17 protein-coding genes and 1 CRISPR repeat array are annotated in these 14,608 nt (G+C 69.8%); of the genes, 11 read left to right on the top strand and 6 right to left on the bottom strand.

Annotated elements, in window-relative coordinates:
• Positions 1–68 precede the first annotated feature (68 nt).
• Complete coding sequence (locus AB0G74_RS15330; RefSeq protein WP_361145629.1) at positions 69–233, bottom strand: hypothetical protein; 165 nt, start codon at positions 231–233, stop codon at positions 69–71.
• A 757-nt stretch (positions 234–990) separates the two neighbouring features.
• On the opposite strand from AB0G74_RS15330, the gene AB0G74_RS15335 reads away from it, so the two are divergent.
• Both AB0G74_RS15335 and AB0G74_RS15340 read left to right on the top strand, forming a co-directional pair.
• Positions 991–2,244 (top strand): helix-turn-helix domain-containing protein, encoded by a 1,254-nt coding sequence (locus AB0G74_RS15335; RefSeq protein WP_361145632.1) that lies wholly within the window; start codon positions 991–993, stop codon positions 2,242–2,244.
• Between the two features lie 14 nt (positions 2,245–2,258).
• The gene (locus AB0G74_RS15340) at positions 2,259–2,624 is read left to right on the top strand and encodes a hypothetical protein (protein ID WP_361145635.1); all 366 of its coding nucleotides are present in this window, start codon (positions 2,259–2,261) and stop codon (positions 2,622–2,624) included.
• A 104-nt stretch (positions 2,625–2,728) separates the two neighbouring features.
• Here the strand turns inward: AB0G74_RS15340 and AB0G74_RS15345 are convergent, their stop codons facing one another.
• Positions 2,729–4,408 carry an NAD(P)/FAD-dependent oxidoreductase gene (locus AB0G74_RS15345; RefSeq protein WP_361145638.1) on the bottom strand — a complete coding sequence of 560 codons (1,680 nt, stop codon included), beginning with the start codon at positions 4,406–4,408 and terminating at the stop codon, positions 2,729–2,731.
• Between the two features lie 287 nt (positions 4,409–4,695).
• On the opposite strand from AB0G74_RS15345, the gene AB0G74_RS15350 reads away from it, so the two are divergent.
• The 6 genes from AB0G74_RS15350 to AB0G74_RS15375 all read left to right on the top strand — a co-directional run bounded on the left by AB0G74_RS15350 (position 4,696) and on the right by AB0G74_RS15375 (position 8,513).
• Positions 4,696–5,568 (top strand): MerR family transcriptional regulator, encoded by an 873-nt coding sequence (locus AB0G74_RS15350; RefSeq protein WP_361145641.1) that lies wholly within the window; start codon positions 4,696–4,698, stop codon positions 5,566–5,568.
• Positions 5,569–5,622: 54 nt separating this feature from the next.
• Positions 5,623–5,817 carry a DUF397 domain-containing protein gene (locus tag AB0G74_RS15355; protein WP_361145863.1) on the top strand — a complete coding sequence of 65 codons (195 nt, stop codon included), beginning with the start codon at positions 5,623–5,625 and terminating at the stop codon, positions 5,815–5,817.
• Positions 5,818–5,875: 58 nt separating this feature from the next.
• Positions 5,876–6,266: direct repeats of the CRISPR family, unit length 24 nt; unit sequence CAACCCCGCACGCGCGGGGAGCAC.
• A gap of 341 nt (positions 6,267–6,607) precedes the next feature.
• A complete protein-coding gene (locus tag AB0G74_RS15360) occupies positions 6,608–6,760 on the top strand; it encodes a hypothetical protein (RefSeq protein WP_361145644.1) in 153 nt (50 codons plus the stop codon).
• A gap of 143 nt (positions 6,761–6,903) precedes the next feature.
• Positions 6,904–7,944: a methyltransferase domain-containing protein gene (locus AB0G74_RS15365; protein ID WP_361145647.1), complete on the top strand. Its 1,041-nt coding sequence runs from the start codon at positions 6,904–6,906 to the stop codon at positions 7,942–7,944.
• A gap of 74 nt (positions 7,945–8,018) precedes the next feature.
• A complete protein-coding gene (locus AB0G74_RS15370) occupies positions 8,019–8,183 on the top strand; it encodes a hypothetical protein (RefSeq protein WP_361145650.1) in 165 nt (54 codons plus the stop codon).
• A gap of 9 nt (positions 8,184–8,192) precedes the next feature.
• On the top strand, positions 8,193–8,513 hold the full coding sequence (locus AB0G74_RS15375; protein WP_361145653.1) for a hypothetical protein: 321 nt from the start codon (positions 8,193–8,195) through the stop codon (positions 8,511–8,513).
• Positions 8,514–8,538: 25 nt separating this feature from the next.
• Here AB0G74_RS15375 and AB0G74_RS15380 read toward each other — a convergent pair whose 3' ends face one another.
• Entirely contained in the window at positions 8,539–9,009 is a 471-nt protein-coding gene (locus tag AB0G74_RS15380) for an NUDIX domain-containing protein (RefSeq protein WP_361145655.1), read from the bottom strand.
• Positions 9,010–9,345: 336 nt separating this feature from the next.
• Here AB0G74_RS15380 and AB0G74_RS15385 point away from each other — a divergent pair, with 336 nt between their 5' ends.
• A complete protein-coding gene (locus AB0G74_RS15385; protein ID WP_358824051.1) occupies positions 9,346–9,987 on the top strand; it encodes a helix-turn-helix domain-containing protein in 642 nt (213 codons plus the stop codon).
• A gap of 26 nt (positions 9,988–10,013) precedes the next feature.
• Here the strand turns inward: AB0G74_RS15385 and AB0G74_RS15390 are convergent, their stop codons facing one another.
• The gene (locus AB0G74_RS15390; protein WP_361145658.1) at positions 10,014–10,574 is read right to left on the bottom strand and encodes a hypothetical protein; all 561 of its coding nucleotides are present in this window, start codon (positions 10,572–10,574) and stop codon (positions 10,014–10,016) included.
• 201 nt (positions 10,575–10,775) lie between these two features.
• Here AB0G74_RS15390 and AB0G74_RS15395 point away from each other — a divergent pair, with 201 nt between their 5' ends.
• Complete coding sequence (locus AB0G74_RS15395; RefSeq protein WP_361145661.1) at positions 10,776–11,570, top strand: S16 family serine protease; 795 nt, start codon at positions 10,776–10,778, stop codon at positions 11,568–11,570.
• Between the two features lie 330 nt (positions 11,571–11,900).
• On the opposite strand, the gene AB0G74_RS15400 is transcribed toward AB0G74_RS15395, so the two are convergent.
• Together AB0G74_RS15400 and AB0G74_RS15405 are read right to left on the bottom strand one after the other, a co-directional pair.
• The gene (locus tag AB0G74_RS15400; RefSeq protein WP_361145664.1) at positions 11,901–12,710 is read right to left on the bottom strand and encodes a winged helix-turn-helix domain-containing protein; all 810 of its coding nucleotides are present in this window, start codon (positions 12,708–12,710) and stop codon (positions 11,901–11,903) included.
• 73 nt (positions 12,711–12,783) lie between these two features.
• Entirely contained in the window at positions 12,784–13,260 is a 477-nt protein-coding gene (locus AB0G74_RS15405; protein WP_361145667.1) for an Lrp/AsnC family transcriptional regulator, read from the bottom strand.
• A 121-nt stretch (positions 13,261–13,381) separates the two neighbouring features.
• On the opposite strand from AB0G74_RS15405, the gene hppD reads away from it, so the two are divergent.
• Positions 13,382–14,527 (top strand): 4-hydroxyphenylpyruvate dioxygenase, encoded by a 1,146-nt coding sequence (gene hppD / locus AB0G74_RS15410; RefSeq protein WP_361145670.1) that lies wholly within the window; start codon positions 13,382–13,384, stop codon positions 14,525–14,527.
• Positions 14,528–14,608: the final 81 nt, after the last annotated feature.

Consider the following 14,608-nt stretch of genomic DNA (forward strand, 5'->3'; position numbering starts at 1 on the left):
CGGCGCGTCGGACCAGGGGGTGATCCAGGGGACGACGCGCCCCCGGAATGAGGGCAGTTCGGTCCCGTTCATCGGGCCACCGCCCGGTTCTCGTAGACGTCGAGGATGTGCTCGGGGCAGGTGGTCAGACCCGGTCGCACCTCGACGGGCGCGGCGGTCTCCCGCGCGCAGACCCTGCACAAGTGGGTCTCGGCGAGGGGGCGGGGCTCGGCGAGCAGACTCTCCAGAGTCACCGCAGGCACCCCCTCTGCCACGGTGTCCCGCGCACCACTCGGGCGAACGGACGGACGATAGAGTCACGCATACGGCTGATCAGCTCCTTCGGAAAGCTGCTCGGTCCAGCCCCGGGGGATCGTTCCTAGGCGATCCCCCGGGGCGTCTCTGTTGTCGCTCGGTTCTTGTCTACGGAGAGCAGATGGTGAGGTGGTTGTCCTGCCCTTGCCTGAACTCCAGGGCTCGGTTGTTGGTCTCACGATCAACCCGGGAGGAAGGGCTGACATCTTCGCCAGGGGGTGTCGGTGCCCTGAGGCCACATGCGAGATCAAGCCGGCATCGCCGCACATAGGGCTTGTAGTGCAAATGGCTCACGATGGCGGTCTCGCTTTGGGGTTGCTGTCCAGACGACCGCAACGCAAGCATGTACACGGCGGAAACCGCAGCGGATCTGGCGAAAGCTCTCTTGACGCGTTGTTGCCGCGTACGACCGTGACCGGACTCCAGGTACGTCCCGAGTCATAAGAGACCCGGATCGTCATCAGGACCCGAGATCCGTTGTCGGAGGGTTCTGTTCCGGTGCCCAGGTCTCGCTGACGTCGGCCGGTGTTCTGCGCAGGCATGCATGTGTCCCTTCGTGCAGCTGCAGCTGAGTTCTCTGCGCCAGCACTAGGAAACCGAGTGGAGTTGCGCATCTCCACAGCGTTGATGCGGCAGTCTTGATGCACTTAGGAGCACACCCCTCGAAGGCCCCAAGTCGTGGGGAAGGATGGGTGCATGGGACTGGCGGAGCGACGCAGGATGCTGGGCTACAGTCAGGAGAAACTGGCTCAGCTGCTCGGTGTGGATCGCACAACGATCGGAAGGTGGGAGAACGGCAGGTTCAGCCCTCAGCCGCCCCAGCGCCGAAGCCTGGCTGCTGCCCTAGAACTTGGTTTCCACGAGCTTGACTCCCTCTTGGGGGCGCCGCAGGACACGAACTCGGAATCCACCGAGTATCGAGCCACCGAACCTCTGAAGGTGGGAGACCATGACGATATGATCCGCCGCGAGTTTCTCCGCATACTGACTGTAAGCGGTGCGCTGACCTCTCTGCCGCCCGACGAGGCAGAGGCGCTGGCCGAGGAAGTTCGCTATGAGGGGGCGAGTGACTTCGCCCGTATGAATAGCCACCTCTGGCAGGTCTACCAGCTGGCCCGTTCGAAAAGTTCCGTCTACCCGATCGTTCGGGATCAAATGGCGAGTCTCAACGAGGCTCTGTCCGGCCACGGCGGCAGCGCCCGCTCGCTGCTTCGTGCCGCAGCGGATCTCTTCCAACTAGCTGGCGAAGTAGCCTTCGACGCCAATAGGTACGCCGACGCCAGCGCTTCGTATGCTCTCGCGGCTGCGGTGAGTAAGGACGCACAGGCTTACGACCTCTGGGCATGTGCTCTCGTGCGGCATGCGTACATCGATATTTCGGAGCGTCGTTTCCCTCAGGCAGTACAGATGCTCGAAGCGGCTGCAAGACTGGCCGTCCGAGGGGACAGCGGGCTCGCGACCCGGCATTGGGTAGCTGCGGCGCAGGCGGAAGCGTATGCGGGGGTTGGTGACTTTGGCTCCTGCCAGCGTGCGTTGGACAAGGCGGACGAGATCCGGTACCTGACGGGCGATTCTGCCAACGGCGGGTGGCTTCGGTTCGACGGCGATCGATTGATTGAGGAACGAGGCGCCCGCTACGTCCAACTAGGACGTCTCGATCTGGCGGAGAAGACCCTCAAGGGGGCGTTGGAACAGGCCGCACTGGCCTCCGGACCATCCTGTCGACGCAAGGGCGCGGCCTTGACGGACCTCGCCGTCATCGGAGCGAGACGCCGCGATCCGGAGCAAATTGTCCTGCACGGCCGGGAAGCACTTGAACTGGCCCGATCTTCGTCCTCCGGCTATGTCATCCGTAGACTTCGGAACCTGTGCGACGAGTTCGGACCGTTGGCCGATGACCACCGTTTGGCGGAGTTAAGGGCGGAGATCGCCGCGTTGGGCTCTCCGTGATGACAAGGAGCGACATGTCACAGACAGAAGGCGCACGCCTGTTCCGCGAGGCGTGGATCGCGGGCGTACGGCGGCACTTCCCGGGCGAGCCCAAGCCCGGGTACGTCACCCCCTGGGACGACACCCCCGAGTGGGAGCGGCAGGCGGCGCGTGCCGTCTACGAACAGGTCCGGCAGTTCGTCGAGATCAGTGACGGGCACGCCGCCCGCCTCTCCCGTTCACAGAAGGGCCGCTTCGTCGCCGTCTGCTGGACCGCCCAGATGTTCAAGAACTTCGAGGACCCGAAGCCCGGGTACGTGGCGGACTGGCCCGACCTGCCGAAGTGGCAGCAGGAGACCGACGCGGACATCTTCGAAGCCGTGGAGAAGTCGCTGGGGTGACGCGGCCGACGTGACGGGGCGGGGCGGGATGCGTATCGCGTGCCGCGCGAGGGGAGGCGTACCCCCGGTCGGCGATGGGCCCGCCGCCGACCGGGGCCTACGGTTCAGGGGCGTACGGCCCCGGACCCGGCGACGCGCGACTCACTGGCCGCCCCGCCGGTCCGGCCCGAGAGCACGAAGCCCTCGTAACCCGCCTCCGCCACCGCCGCGCACTTCGCGCGATAGCGGTCCAGCCCGCCCACGTACGCCATGAAGACCCGCGCCTTCCCCGGCACATTCGCCCCCGTGTACCAGGACGCGGCCGTCGGATAGAGCGTCCCCGCCGCCAGCTCGGCGACATGCGCGCCCCACTCCTCCTCCGCCTCGGGCGTCGTGTCGATCTCCGCCACCCCGTGCTCGCGCAGGTATCCGACGCAGTCGGTGATCCACTCCACGTGCTGCTCGATCGAGACCATCATGTTCGTCAGCACCGACGGACTCAGCGGCCCCGTCACGGTGAACAGATTGGGGAACCCCGCCGACATCAGCCCCAGATAGCTCCGTGGACCCGCCGCCCACCGGTCCTTCAGCCGCGCCCCGCCCTTGCCGACGATGTCGACGGCCGTCAGCGACCCGGTGAACGAGTCGAACCCGGTGGCGAAGACGATCGCGTCGGCCGGCCACTCCCGTTCCGAGGTCCGTACCCCCTTCGCCGTGATCTCCTCGATCGGCGTCCGGCTCAGATCGACCAGCCGTACATGCGGCTCGTTGAACGTGGCGTAGTAGTCGGTGTCCAGACAAGGCCGCTTGGTGCCGAACGCGAAGCCGCGCGGACTCAGCCGCTCCGCCGTCTCCGGATCGGCCACGGCCGCCCGGATCTTGGCCCGGATGAACTCCGCCGCCGTCTCGTTGGCCCGCTCGTCGACCAGCAGATCGGTGTACGAGCGGAGCATCGCGCTCAGCACCCCTGCCTGCCAGGCCGACTCGTACGCCGCCGTACGCTCCGCCGCACTCACCTCAAGCGCCGAAAGCGTCGGCAGCTCCACCACACTGCCGCCCTTCGAGCGCCGCTGCTCCGCCCGGAACCACGGATAGCGGGCCTTGTGCTCCGCCAGCTCCGCCGCCCCGATCGGCCGGTTCCGGGCAGGCAGGGTGAAAGCGGCCGTGCGCTGGAAGACCGTCAGTTCGGCGGCCCGCCCGGCGATCTCCGGAATGAGCTGTACCCCGGACGACCCCGTGCCGATCACGGCGACCCGCCGCCCCGCGAAGTCGACGTCCTCACGCGGCCAGCGCGCGGTGTGGTACGTATCGCCCGCGAACGACGCCGCGCCCGGAACCCCCGGATCCTTGGGCGTCGACGAGCAGCCCGCCGCCATCACCACGAACCGGGCGATCACCCGCTCCCCGGTGTCCGTGAACACCTCCCAGTGGCGGCTCTCCTCGTCGTACACCGCCCGCGTCACCCGGGTCCGCAGGGTGATGTCCCTCCGCAGCCCGAACCGGTCGGCGACATGGTGGAGATAGCGCAGGATCTCCGGCTGCGTGGCGTACTTCTCGCTCCACACCCACTCCTGGTCCAGTTCGGGGGAGAAGGAGTACGAATACGACAGGCTCTCGATATCGCACCGCGCACCCGGATAGCGGTTCCAGAACCAGGTACCGCCGATATCGTCACCGGCCTCGAACACCCGGGTGCGCAGGCCCTGCTCGCGCAGCCGGTGGAGCTGGTAGATCCCGGCGGCCCCGGCACCGACGACGACGGCGTCGACCCGGTCGGGGGAGGGGGAAATGGAGCCGATGTCCATGGGGGGTCTCCTGACGGGAATGCCCTGATTCCGTATGCGGGCGGGGGAGCCCGCAGAGGGGATTACGGGAGGGCGCGCCGCGATGTTCGACCCGCCGGGACTTTCACCGCCAGCGGTACGGGGGAGTACGGCGCGGAATCATGGAGAGTTGGCGCGATCGTCTCAAGAGGCACGGCTCTCCCCGGGTGGCCACCGGGCCGACCTGCCGGTTCGCCACCGGGGTTTGCACCTGACGTAGCGGCATATGGTCCAGTAGGCGGCGAGCACGTCATGGAGAGGTTTCCCGCATGCCCCTGCCCGCCATCCCCCGCCGGGTCAAGATCGGCGATGCCGCCGCGTTCGCCGGTACGACGCCCCGCGCCATCCGCCACTACCACGCCATCGGGCTCCTCCCCGAACCGGAACGCGGCGGCGACGACCGCCGCCGCTACGGGCACGACGACATGATCCGCCTGCTGTGGATCCGCAAAATGGCCGACGCGGGTATCGCCCTGGACGACATCCGGACCGGCTTCGAGGGCACCACCGACATCGACCAGTCCCTGTCCCTGCTGGAGGAGACCCTCACCGCCAAGGCGGCGGCCGTCGAAGCCCAGCGGGCCGCCGTCCGCCGCCTCCGCGAGGTGGGCAGCCCCCTGGGCCTGCTCTCCCCCCTGGTCGGGGATCGCCTGCGCGACCTGCCGCCGGGATCCCTGCGCCCGGCCGATCTCGACGCCCTGCTGGTCACGGAACGCGTCCTGGGCCCCCTGGGAGCCGCCGCCCAATCCGACCGGTTCATCGCCCTGGCCACCCACCCCGACCTCAGGGCGGAGGAAGACCGCCTGGCCGAGGCGGAGACGGCCCTGGACGACACGATGCCCCTCGACGACCCCCGCATCGAGGATTTGGCCGCCCGGCGATGCGCTCATGAGACGGCCCTGCTCGCTGCGATCGCCGCATCGGGCCTGGACGAGGCCCTTGACGACCTCTTCGACCAGGAGGACGAACGCGTCGGCGCCGAGGGGGAGTCGGAGGCGGAAGGGAAAGCGGGGATGAGCCTGATGGAGGCCATCGGCAAGATGCCGTACGAATTCTCCCCGGCCCGCGTCCGGTACGAGGAACGCGTCATCGAACTGCTCCACGAGGCCGATCAGGACGACGACACCGCAGGAGCCTCCTAAACTTCGATGAGGGCGGTGAGCGAGCTGCCGCATCTTCCTACTCGGGAGGTCTCCATGACACTGTCACCGAGCACATGGCGGAAGAGCACGTACAGCGGCGATTTCGAGGACGCTTGCGTGGAGGTCAGAGCCGCGCTCGTCATTGGCGAAGGAGTCCAGGTCCGCGACTCCAAGAGCCGGTCCCGGCGCCCCTTGAACATTTCCGCCCGGGCCTGGGGTTTGTTCCTCACCGCCTACAGCCAGCAATGATCTTCGACCCACGGCGGCAGCTTTGAGCCTGTGAAGTCCCAAGGGCACGGCTGGGGACTATCCCCGCAGGCGCGGGGAGCACCGGCCCGGTATCGCCGAGTCGTTCGACGCCGAGGGGCCAACCCCGCACGCGCGGGGAGCACACTCGGCAGGTACAGATCGCCGGGACCGGCCAGGGACCAACCCCGCAAGCGCGGGGAGCACAGGAAGACGACGTAGTCCTCGATATCGCTCGGAGGAACAACCCCGCACGCGCGGGGAGCACACTCCGGCGCCTTTCGCCCGGAGCTGGCGCACGGGATCAACCCCGCACGCGCGGGGAGCACCGGCGGTTCAACGCCTTCCCGAGCGAGGACGCGGGATCAACCCCGCACGCGCGGGGAGCACCATGTGCCCAAGTGGGCGTAGTTGCGGGGGAGGGGATCAACCCCGCACGCGCGGGGAGCACCTTCCCCACCTGCGGGTTTCTCAGGCGGGAGGGCTGTTTTTCATCACTAGTGTCGACTCCGGCATAAGTGGCGAATGGGGGCAAGGATTGCACCCGTCCTCGGTGTGATTTGGCGCTGTCGACCGCGAGCTTCGAACGTTGACGATACTCGGCGGAGAACCACACAGCGTCAGAGCATCAGCCTTGAGCCCACCGGTCGTTATCGCTTCGCGCGGCGTGGCCGAACAGGGCGTCACCCACGCGAGGGATTCCACGAAAGGTCTCATTTCCGGGCTTCTGGCGGCCCCTCGGGCTGCCCTACGTTCTTCGTGTGCGTCCGCACCTCACGTCCTGGAGGTTGTGATGGTTCAGCCGGTCACGCGCGGCGAGAGCGGCGGCGAAGGCGAGAGCGACGGTGGTGGTGACAATCTGCCGGGTCAGCCGTGGACGCCGCCACAGGAACCGCCGAGCCCCGACGGCAGTACGCCCGAAGGGGACGGTAAGCACCGGAAGTGACGGACTCCCGCCCATCCGGAGCCGCGCGGACTGACCTGTTCCGTAGGCTCCTCGACTCCGGCGCGCTCACATCGGATTGGGTCCCGTCGTTCGAAGCCGTGCCGCGATCCGCGTTTCTGCCGGACGAGATCTGGCCTTTCGACATGGATACGGGCACGAGTGTCCGGGTCTCGCGGCGAGACGCCCCCGAGGCTTGGCATACGTACGCGGACGCCGATGTTCCCGTGGTCACGCAATGGGACGACGGCGCTCATACGGGCCCCGGCCCCGGGAGGCTGTCCACCTCGTCGGCGTCGATGCCGAGCGTCGTCGCCCGTATGCTCCGCGACTTGGCCGTCCGGCCCGATGGCCGCGTCCTGGAGATCGGTACGGGTACGGGGTGGAACGCCGCCCTCCTCTCCCATCGACTGGGTGCCGCGAACGTGGTCTCCGTGGAGATCGATCCTGCCGTCGCCGATGCCGCCCGGGCCCGGCTCGCCGCGTTCGGCTTCCCGGTCGAGGTGGTCACCGGGGACGGGCTGCTCGGCCATCCCGCCGGGGCGCCGTACGACCGTGTCATCGTTACGGCGGGCGTACGGCGGCTGCCCTACGCCTGGGTGCGGCAGACCCGGCCCGGCGGGCGCGTCGTCGCCCCCTGGGGAACGCGCTTCAGCAATGTCGACTGCGTGGCGGACTTGGCAGTGGCCGCCGACGGCCGAGGCGCTTCGGGGACGTTCACCGGCACGGTGGAGTTCATGAAGATCCGCTCCCAGCGGCACCGGATCGACCAGGCGGCGTATCTCCCGGCCGGATTCCCCGGTGACGCCGTCACATCGACCACCGGTCTCACGGCCACGGAACTCGGGCTGGCCGACCGGTTGAGGCATCCGTTCGCGGCCGTGGCCGGTCTGCTGCTCGACGGCTGCACTCTTCTGACCGATCGCCGCGGCACCGCCCTCAGCGCATGGCTGTACGGCCTGACGGACCAGTCGTGGGCGGCGACGGTGCTTCACGACGATTCCCCGGAGTCCACGGTCTACCAATCCGGCCCCCGCCGCCTCTGGGACGAGTTGACCGCCGCGTACGGGCGTTGGACGGCATGGGGTCGTCCCGGGCCGACACGTTTCGGGCTGACCGTGACCGAGACGGCTACGGCGACCTGGTTCGACGACCCGGCGAATGTCCTGCGGGTCTCGCGGCCCTGACGGCCCGTAGGGCGCCCGGGCTCGGCAGTGAGGCGGGGTGGTGCCGGAACCGGGGAGTCCGGCATGCTGGGGCCGTGAGTGAGCGGGTGTGTACGGCGTGTGGTGGCAGTGGGCTGACGGAGCATGAGCTGCACACGATAGATCTGGACGAGAACGGGCATCAGAACCCCGTCACCCACCGGTGGACCGGGGCGTGCAGTGGCTGTGCCGGGGCCGGGAAGATCCACATCCATGAGTAGGAGTGGCTGATGCGGACATGGTTCGGGTGCGTGGGGTGCGGGGCGGAGTATCTGCCGCCGGAGTCGCTGAGCTATCCGTCCCTGCCGGATCTGGCGGCGAGTCCCGTTCACTGCGGCGCGCGGGAGTGCGAGAAGCGTGCCGAGTCGGTCATCGAGACGTCGGGCATCCCCCCGGAGGTGTTCCGGCGGATGGCGCTGGCGGCGGCGCGCGCGGCGGATCGAGGGGGCGACGACGGGGACGAGTCGCAGCCGGTTCGGTCGTCGGTCCGGCGGGCGCGCGGCGGGCGGGCGGCGGCCGGGCCCGGGTCGGCGCGGAGCAGGCTTTTTTGAACGGCGGCGGCGGGGGCGGTCGCGGTCAGCCCAGGTAGGGGGCCGGGCGGTGTGCCAGGAAGTGCGTCAGCCGTAGCCGCTGGGTGTGGTGCATGGGCAGCGCGTCCAACTCGTCGGGGTGGACGAAGCGGAGTTCCGTGCTCTCGTCGGAGATGGCGAGCGATCCGCCGACGACCCGGGCCCGGAAGCACACATTGAACTGTCGGCGTATCTCCCCGTCGGCGTACGCGATGATGTGGCGCGGGTCGGTGTAGGTGCCGACGAGGCCGGTGATCTCGACCTTCAGCCCGGTCTCCTCCTCGACCTCGCGGACCGCCGCCCCCGGCAGCGAGTCGCCGAGATCCATCCCCCCGCCCGGCAGCGCCCACAGGTCGTTGTCCCGGCGCCGCTGGAGGAGGATCCGGCCCCGGTCGTCCGTGACGACGGCGGAGGCCGCCACCACCATGCTGTTGGGCTCGGGGGCGTTCGGGTCGTCGTAGTACTCGGTCCGTGCCACGGGTTCAGCGTTCCACGGGTTCGGCCCTCCGTGCTCGGCTTCCACGGAGCGCGCCGTGGGTGAACACACCGCGACGCCCCTGCGAGGAAGCGGCAAATGATTCGTTACCGGGCGGTGAACGGCCTCCCGGGACCGGATTCTGGACGAGGTCTTCCGCTCAGCGGACCCGCTCGCTACTGTCCGCGTCACCAAATCATGCGCCCCGTGGCAGTGGAGCCACGGAGCCCATCCGGTGTGCCATGGCCTGCCGGCGGGCCTTTCGGTGCGTCGCCGGCGGGACGGTGTCGCGTCAGCCGGGGGGTTCTCGCCGTCACTCACTCCGAAGGAGAGGGCCTCGTGACCGCGGAGACCTCCCAGACGCTCGACCGGGGACTGCGTGTCCTCAAACTGCTCGCCGATACCGATCACGGGCTGACCGTCACCGAACTGTCCGCCCGGCTCGGTGTTAATCGCACCGTTGTGTACCGGTTGCTCGCCACCCTGGAGCAGCATGCCCTGGTCCGCCGTGATCTCGGCGGGCGGGCCCGGGTCGGGCTCGGGGTGTTGCGGCTGGGGCGGCAGGTGCACCCGTTGGTACGGGAGGCCGCCATGCCCGCCTTGCGGGCGCTCGCCGAGGACATCGGGGCGACCGCGCATCTCACCCTCGTCGACGGCGCCGAGGCCCTGGCCGTAGCCGTGGTCGAACCGACCTGGACCGACTATCACGTCGCCTACCGGGCCGGGTTCCGGCATCCGCTGGACCGGGGGGCCGCCGGGAAGGCGATTCTCGCCGCCCGGCAGGGGCCCGGTGACGGGCCCGGCTATACCCTCACGCACGGCGAGTTGGAGGCCGGTGCGAGCGGGGCCGCCGCACCGCTCGTGGGGGTGACGGGGATAGAGGGGAGCGTGGGGGTGGTGTTGCTCGCGGAGACCATTCCGGAGCGCGTCGGGCCCCGGGTCGTGGACGCCGCGCGGGAAGTCGCCGACGCCCTGCGGTGACCCGAGGGCGGGGACGCGTACCGCCGTCAGCCGGTCGGAGTCGTCCGGCGGCGGTAGTACGCGATTCCCAGCGCGATGGTGATCGGTCCCCACAGGGCGAGGGGAGCGGTGCAGATCGTCGCGAGCGCGTCCCACGCCGCGTTGGTGTAGTCGACGCCGTCGACCACGCCGAAGAACGTGAGCCTGCGGTTGTCGCCGACCGGGACACTGGTGAACAGTACGGTCAGGATCGCGCCGCCGACGACCGCCGGGACCGTCGCCGCCAGCGGCCGGACCGGTCTGCCGCCGATCACCGGGATCCAGCCGGGCGCCGTCTCGCCCCAGCCCCTGACCAGCCCGATCGTCAGCACCGCGATCACCTCGGTGAGCAGGCTGAGCGTCAGGACGTACGGCACGCTCACCCAGTACGGCGGATGGTCCAGCGCCTGGATCTGGCCCATCGCGAAGTGCGCGGCGAACGGCAGCCGCCACAGACACGACGGCAGCAGGAGCAGCGGCAGGGCGTACGCCAGGCGGACCGCCCAGCGGGGCACCGGGTGCTCGGTGTCGTCGGTGGGCGGGGGCGTGTGGATCAGCTTCAGGGCCATGACAGGAATCCTGGTCCGTTCCGGCCGCCCGGAGATCAGCTCCCGGGCCGGACCTCTGGCCGTCCCCTCCGCCGCACGGGGGAGGGGCGCGCGACCTCGGGCGGAGCCCGACGTACGCCGGTATCCGTACCGCCGCCGTCCGTACCCGTCCCGGCGACGGGAGCGGTACGGGACACCTTCCCGCCCGGATAGATTGGCGGGGTGATCTCCAGCCTCGTCCGCACCCGGACCCGCGCCGTCGCCCTCAGCGCCGTACCCGTCGTCGCGCTGCTCGTCACCGCCGCGTTTGCCCCGCTGCCGTTCGTGGTCGCACAGCCCGGGACGACCGCCGACGTACTCGGTGAGCGCAACGGCGAGCCGGTGATCTCCATCGAGGGCGCCCCGGTCCGCAAGACCTCGGGCGAGCTGCGGATGACGACCATCCTGGCGACCGGGCCCTCCACCGACATCGGCGTCGGCGATCTCGTCGACAGCTGGTTCAGGACCGACCGGACCGTATTGCCCAAGGAGGCGGTCTATCCCTCCGGGAAGTCCGACAAGCAGATCGAGAAGATCAACCAGAAGGCCATGGAGGAGTCGCAGAACGACGCCGCCGAGGCCGCGCTCGGCTATCTCGGCGAAGACCCCGCCAAGGTGAAGGTCTCCCTCGAACTGGAGGACATCGGCGGGCCCAGCGCCGGGCTGCTGTTCTCCCTCGGGATCGTGGACAAGCTGGACGGCGACGGCGCCGGGGGCGATCTCACCGGCGGCCGTACGATCGCCGGAACGGGGACCATCGACCCCGACGGGAAGGTCGGCCCGGTCGGCGGGGTGTCGCTGAAGACGCAGGCCGCGAAGCGGGACGGCGCCACCGTCTTCCTCGTGCCCGAGGACGAGTGCTCCGACGCCGTCGCCGAACGGCCCGAGGGGCTGCGGCTCGTCCCCGTGGCCAGCCTCAAGGGCGCGGTCGACGCCCTGCGCGCTCTGGCGAAGGGGGAGCGGGTTCCCGCCTGCTGACCCGGCCGCCCGCCGTCCGCTCGGGGCAGGCCGCCCTCGGCTGGGTACGGCGCGTACTACGGGCCGCGCTCGTCGCCGTCGCCCCCTTTGTCCCCGTCGTCCGCGCGGCCCTCGCGGTTCGTGCCGGGCACTCCCGCGGTTCGTCCTCCGGGCGGATCAGCTGGAGACCGAGATGGACCAGCGCCCAGCCCGCCCGGACCCGCAGGGCCGGAGGCGGCGGTCCGGCCGCCCGGACCCGGGCGGCCAGGTGCGCGGCGTCGGCGCTGCGGCGGAGCCGTTCGGCGCGTTCGGCGTGCAGACGGAGCCGGATCTCGGGGTTGAGGTCGCTCATCATTTCTCCTCGCGGGGCGCGGGCGTCGGCGCGGATGCGGATCCGGATGCGGATGGGGGCGCGGATGCCGGGTCGCGGTCGGTGTCGCGGTCGGGGCCGGGGGCCGCGCGGGGGAGCAGATGCAGATGCATCCGTACGGGCTCCTCGCCGGGCACCGGCTCCGCCGCCGGATCGTGGTAGCTCTCGATCAGTTCATGCACCCGGTCGCGGAGTTCCCGGGCCCGTTCCGGGGTCAGCCGCAGGGTGAAGTCGCTGAGGTCGGACGCCCGCCGCCAGGCCGCGGGCCACTCGTGCGCCGTACCGAGCCAGGTCGCGACCTCCTCGCCGTGCAGCCGGCCGATCTCGTGGATGAAGAGGTCCGCCGCGCCCCGGACCGCCGGGTCGGGGTCGGTGAAGAGGGACTGGTCGATGGAGGTACCCGTCGTCGCCGCCTGCCACCAGCGCTCCCGGCCCTTGCCCCGGGCCGGGTCGTCGGTGACGAAGCCGTGCGCGGCGAGCTGCCGCAGGTGGTAGCTGGTCGCACCGCTGGACTCGCCCAGCCGCTCGGCCAGCCGGGACGCGGTCGCCGGGCCGTCGTGGCGCAGGCTCGCGAGCAGCCGGATCCGCAGGGGATGGGCCAGTCCGCGCAGCGACCGGGGGTCCAGCGGGCGATAGTCCCGGGCGGGGGACTCGGCACCGGTGACCGGGGCGTCGGAAGCACCGGCCGGGGAGCCGGAGCCGGGTGTCTCCGCGCCGGGAGCGGCGGGGGTGGTGGCCGAGGGCTCGGACTCGGACCCGGATTCGTACGCGGACCGCGCATCGGACGACATGCTTGCAAAGATAGCTTTGCAAGCACTCCTATGCAACGGGTTCTTTGCAACTGCTCCTCGCCCGGGGAGCCCGTCACCCCACCCCGTCCCCCGCCGCCTGCTCCACCAGCGGGATGAACCGCAGCGGGACCGGGTTCTCCATCACGATCGCCGTCGACGCCCGGACGATCCCCGCGAACCCCACCACCCGGTCGATCACCCGCTGGAGATCCGCGTTCGACCGCGCCACCAGCCGGCAGAGCATGTCGCCCTCGCCCGTCGTCGTATGCAGCTCCAGCACCTCCGGTACGGACGCCAGATGGGCCCGGACGTCCTGGCCCTGGCCCTGTTTGATCTCCAGCGTCGCGAAGGCCGACACCGGATAGCCGAGCGCCGCCGGGTCCACGTCCGGGCCGAAGCCGCGGATCACCCCGCTCGACCGGAGGCGGTCGAGCCGCGCCTGGACCGTGCCGCGCGCCACCCCGAGCCTGCGGGACGCCTCCAGCACCCCGATCCTCGGCTCCCGGGCCAGCAGCACGATGAGCCGGCCGTCCAGATGATCGATCGCCATGAGGTCTCCCCGATGGTCATCCTGTACAGAAAGTGCCCTCATGGTGGACCCCGGGTAGGCAGATTGCCCAGAGGAATGACGAACTATTGCGCACCTTGTGGAACGGGAGGAGTCTGCGACTATGACTGAGACCATCGATCACCACCCCACCACCGCGCGCGAGGCCGACCCCTTCCCGGTGAAGGGAATGGACGCGGTCGTCTTCGCCGTAGGCAACGCCAAGCAGGCCGCGCACTACTACTCCACCGCCTTCGGCATGAAGCTGGTCGCCTACTCCGGACCGGAGAACGGCAGCCGCGAGACCGCCAGTTACGTCCTGGAGAACGGTTCCGCCCGCTTCGTCTTCATCTCCGTCATCAAGCAGTCCACCGAGTGGGGTGCCTTCCTCGCCGACCATGTCGCCGCCCACGGCGACGGCGTGGTGGACCTCGCCATCGAGGTCCCGGACGCCCGGGCCGCGTACGCCTACGCCACCGAGCACGGCGCCACCGGCCTCACCGAGCCGTACGAGGTGAAGGACGAGCACGGCACCGTCGTCCTCGCCGCCATCGCCACCTACGGCAACACCCGGCACACCCTCGTCCAGCGGTCCGGCTACGACGGCCCGTACCTGCCCGGCTTCACGGCCGCCGCGCCGATCGTCGAGCCCCCGGCCCGCCGGACCTTCCAGGCCGTCGACCACTGCGTCGGCAATGTGGAACTCGGCCGGATGAACGAATGGGTCGGCTTCTACAACAAGGTCATGGGCTTCACCAATATGAAGGAGTTCGTGGGCGACGACATCGCCACCGAGTACTCCGCCCTGATGTCGAAGGTCGTCGCCGACGGCACGTTGAAGGTCAAGTTCCCCATCAACGAGCCCGCGATTGCCAAGAAGAAGTCCCAGATCGACGAGTATCTGGAGTTCTACGGCGGCGCAGGGGTCCAGCACATCGCCCTCGCCACCAACGACATCGTCGCCACCGTACGGACCATGCGCGCCGCCGGGGTGCAGTTCCTCGACACCCCCGACTCGTACTACGACACCCTCGGCGAGTGGGCCGGGGAGACCCGGGTACCGGTCGAGACCCTGCGCGAGCTGAAGATCCTGGTCGACCGGGACGAGGACGGCTATCTGCTCCAGATCTTCACCAAGCCGGTCCAGGACCGGCCGACGGTCTTCTTCGAGATGATCGAGCGCCATGGCTCGATGGGCTTCGGAAAGGGCAATTTCAAGGCGCTCTTCGAGGCCATCGAGCGCGAGCAGGCCAAGCGCGGCAACCTCTGACGGCCACCCGCCGCGCGGGCGGCGAAACGCGCGGCGGGAGGGGGGAACGGGTGCGGTACGGGCCATCGGCCGCGTACCGCA

This window comes from Streptomyces sp. NPDC020875, assembly GCF_040641415.1.
GTDB lineage: Bacteria > Actinomycetota > Actinomycetes > Streptomycetales > Streptomycetaceae > Streptomyces.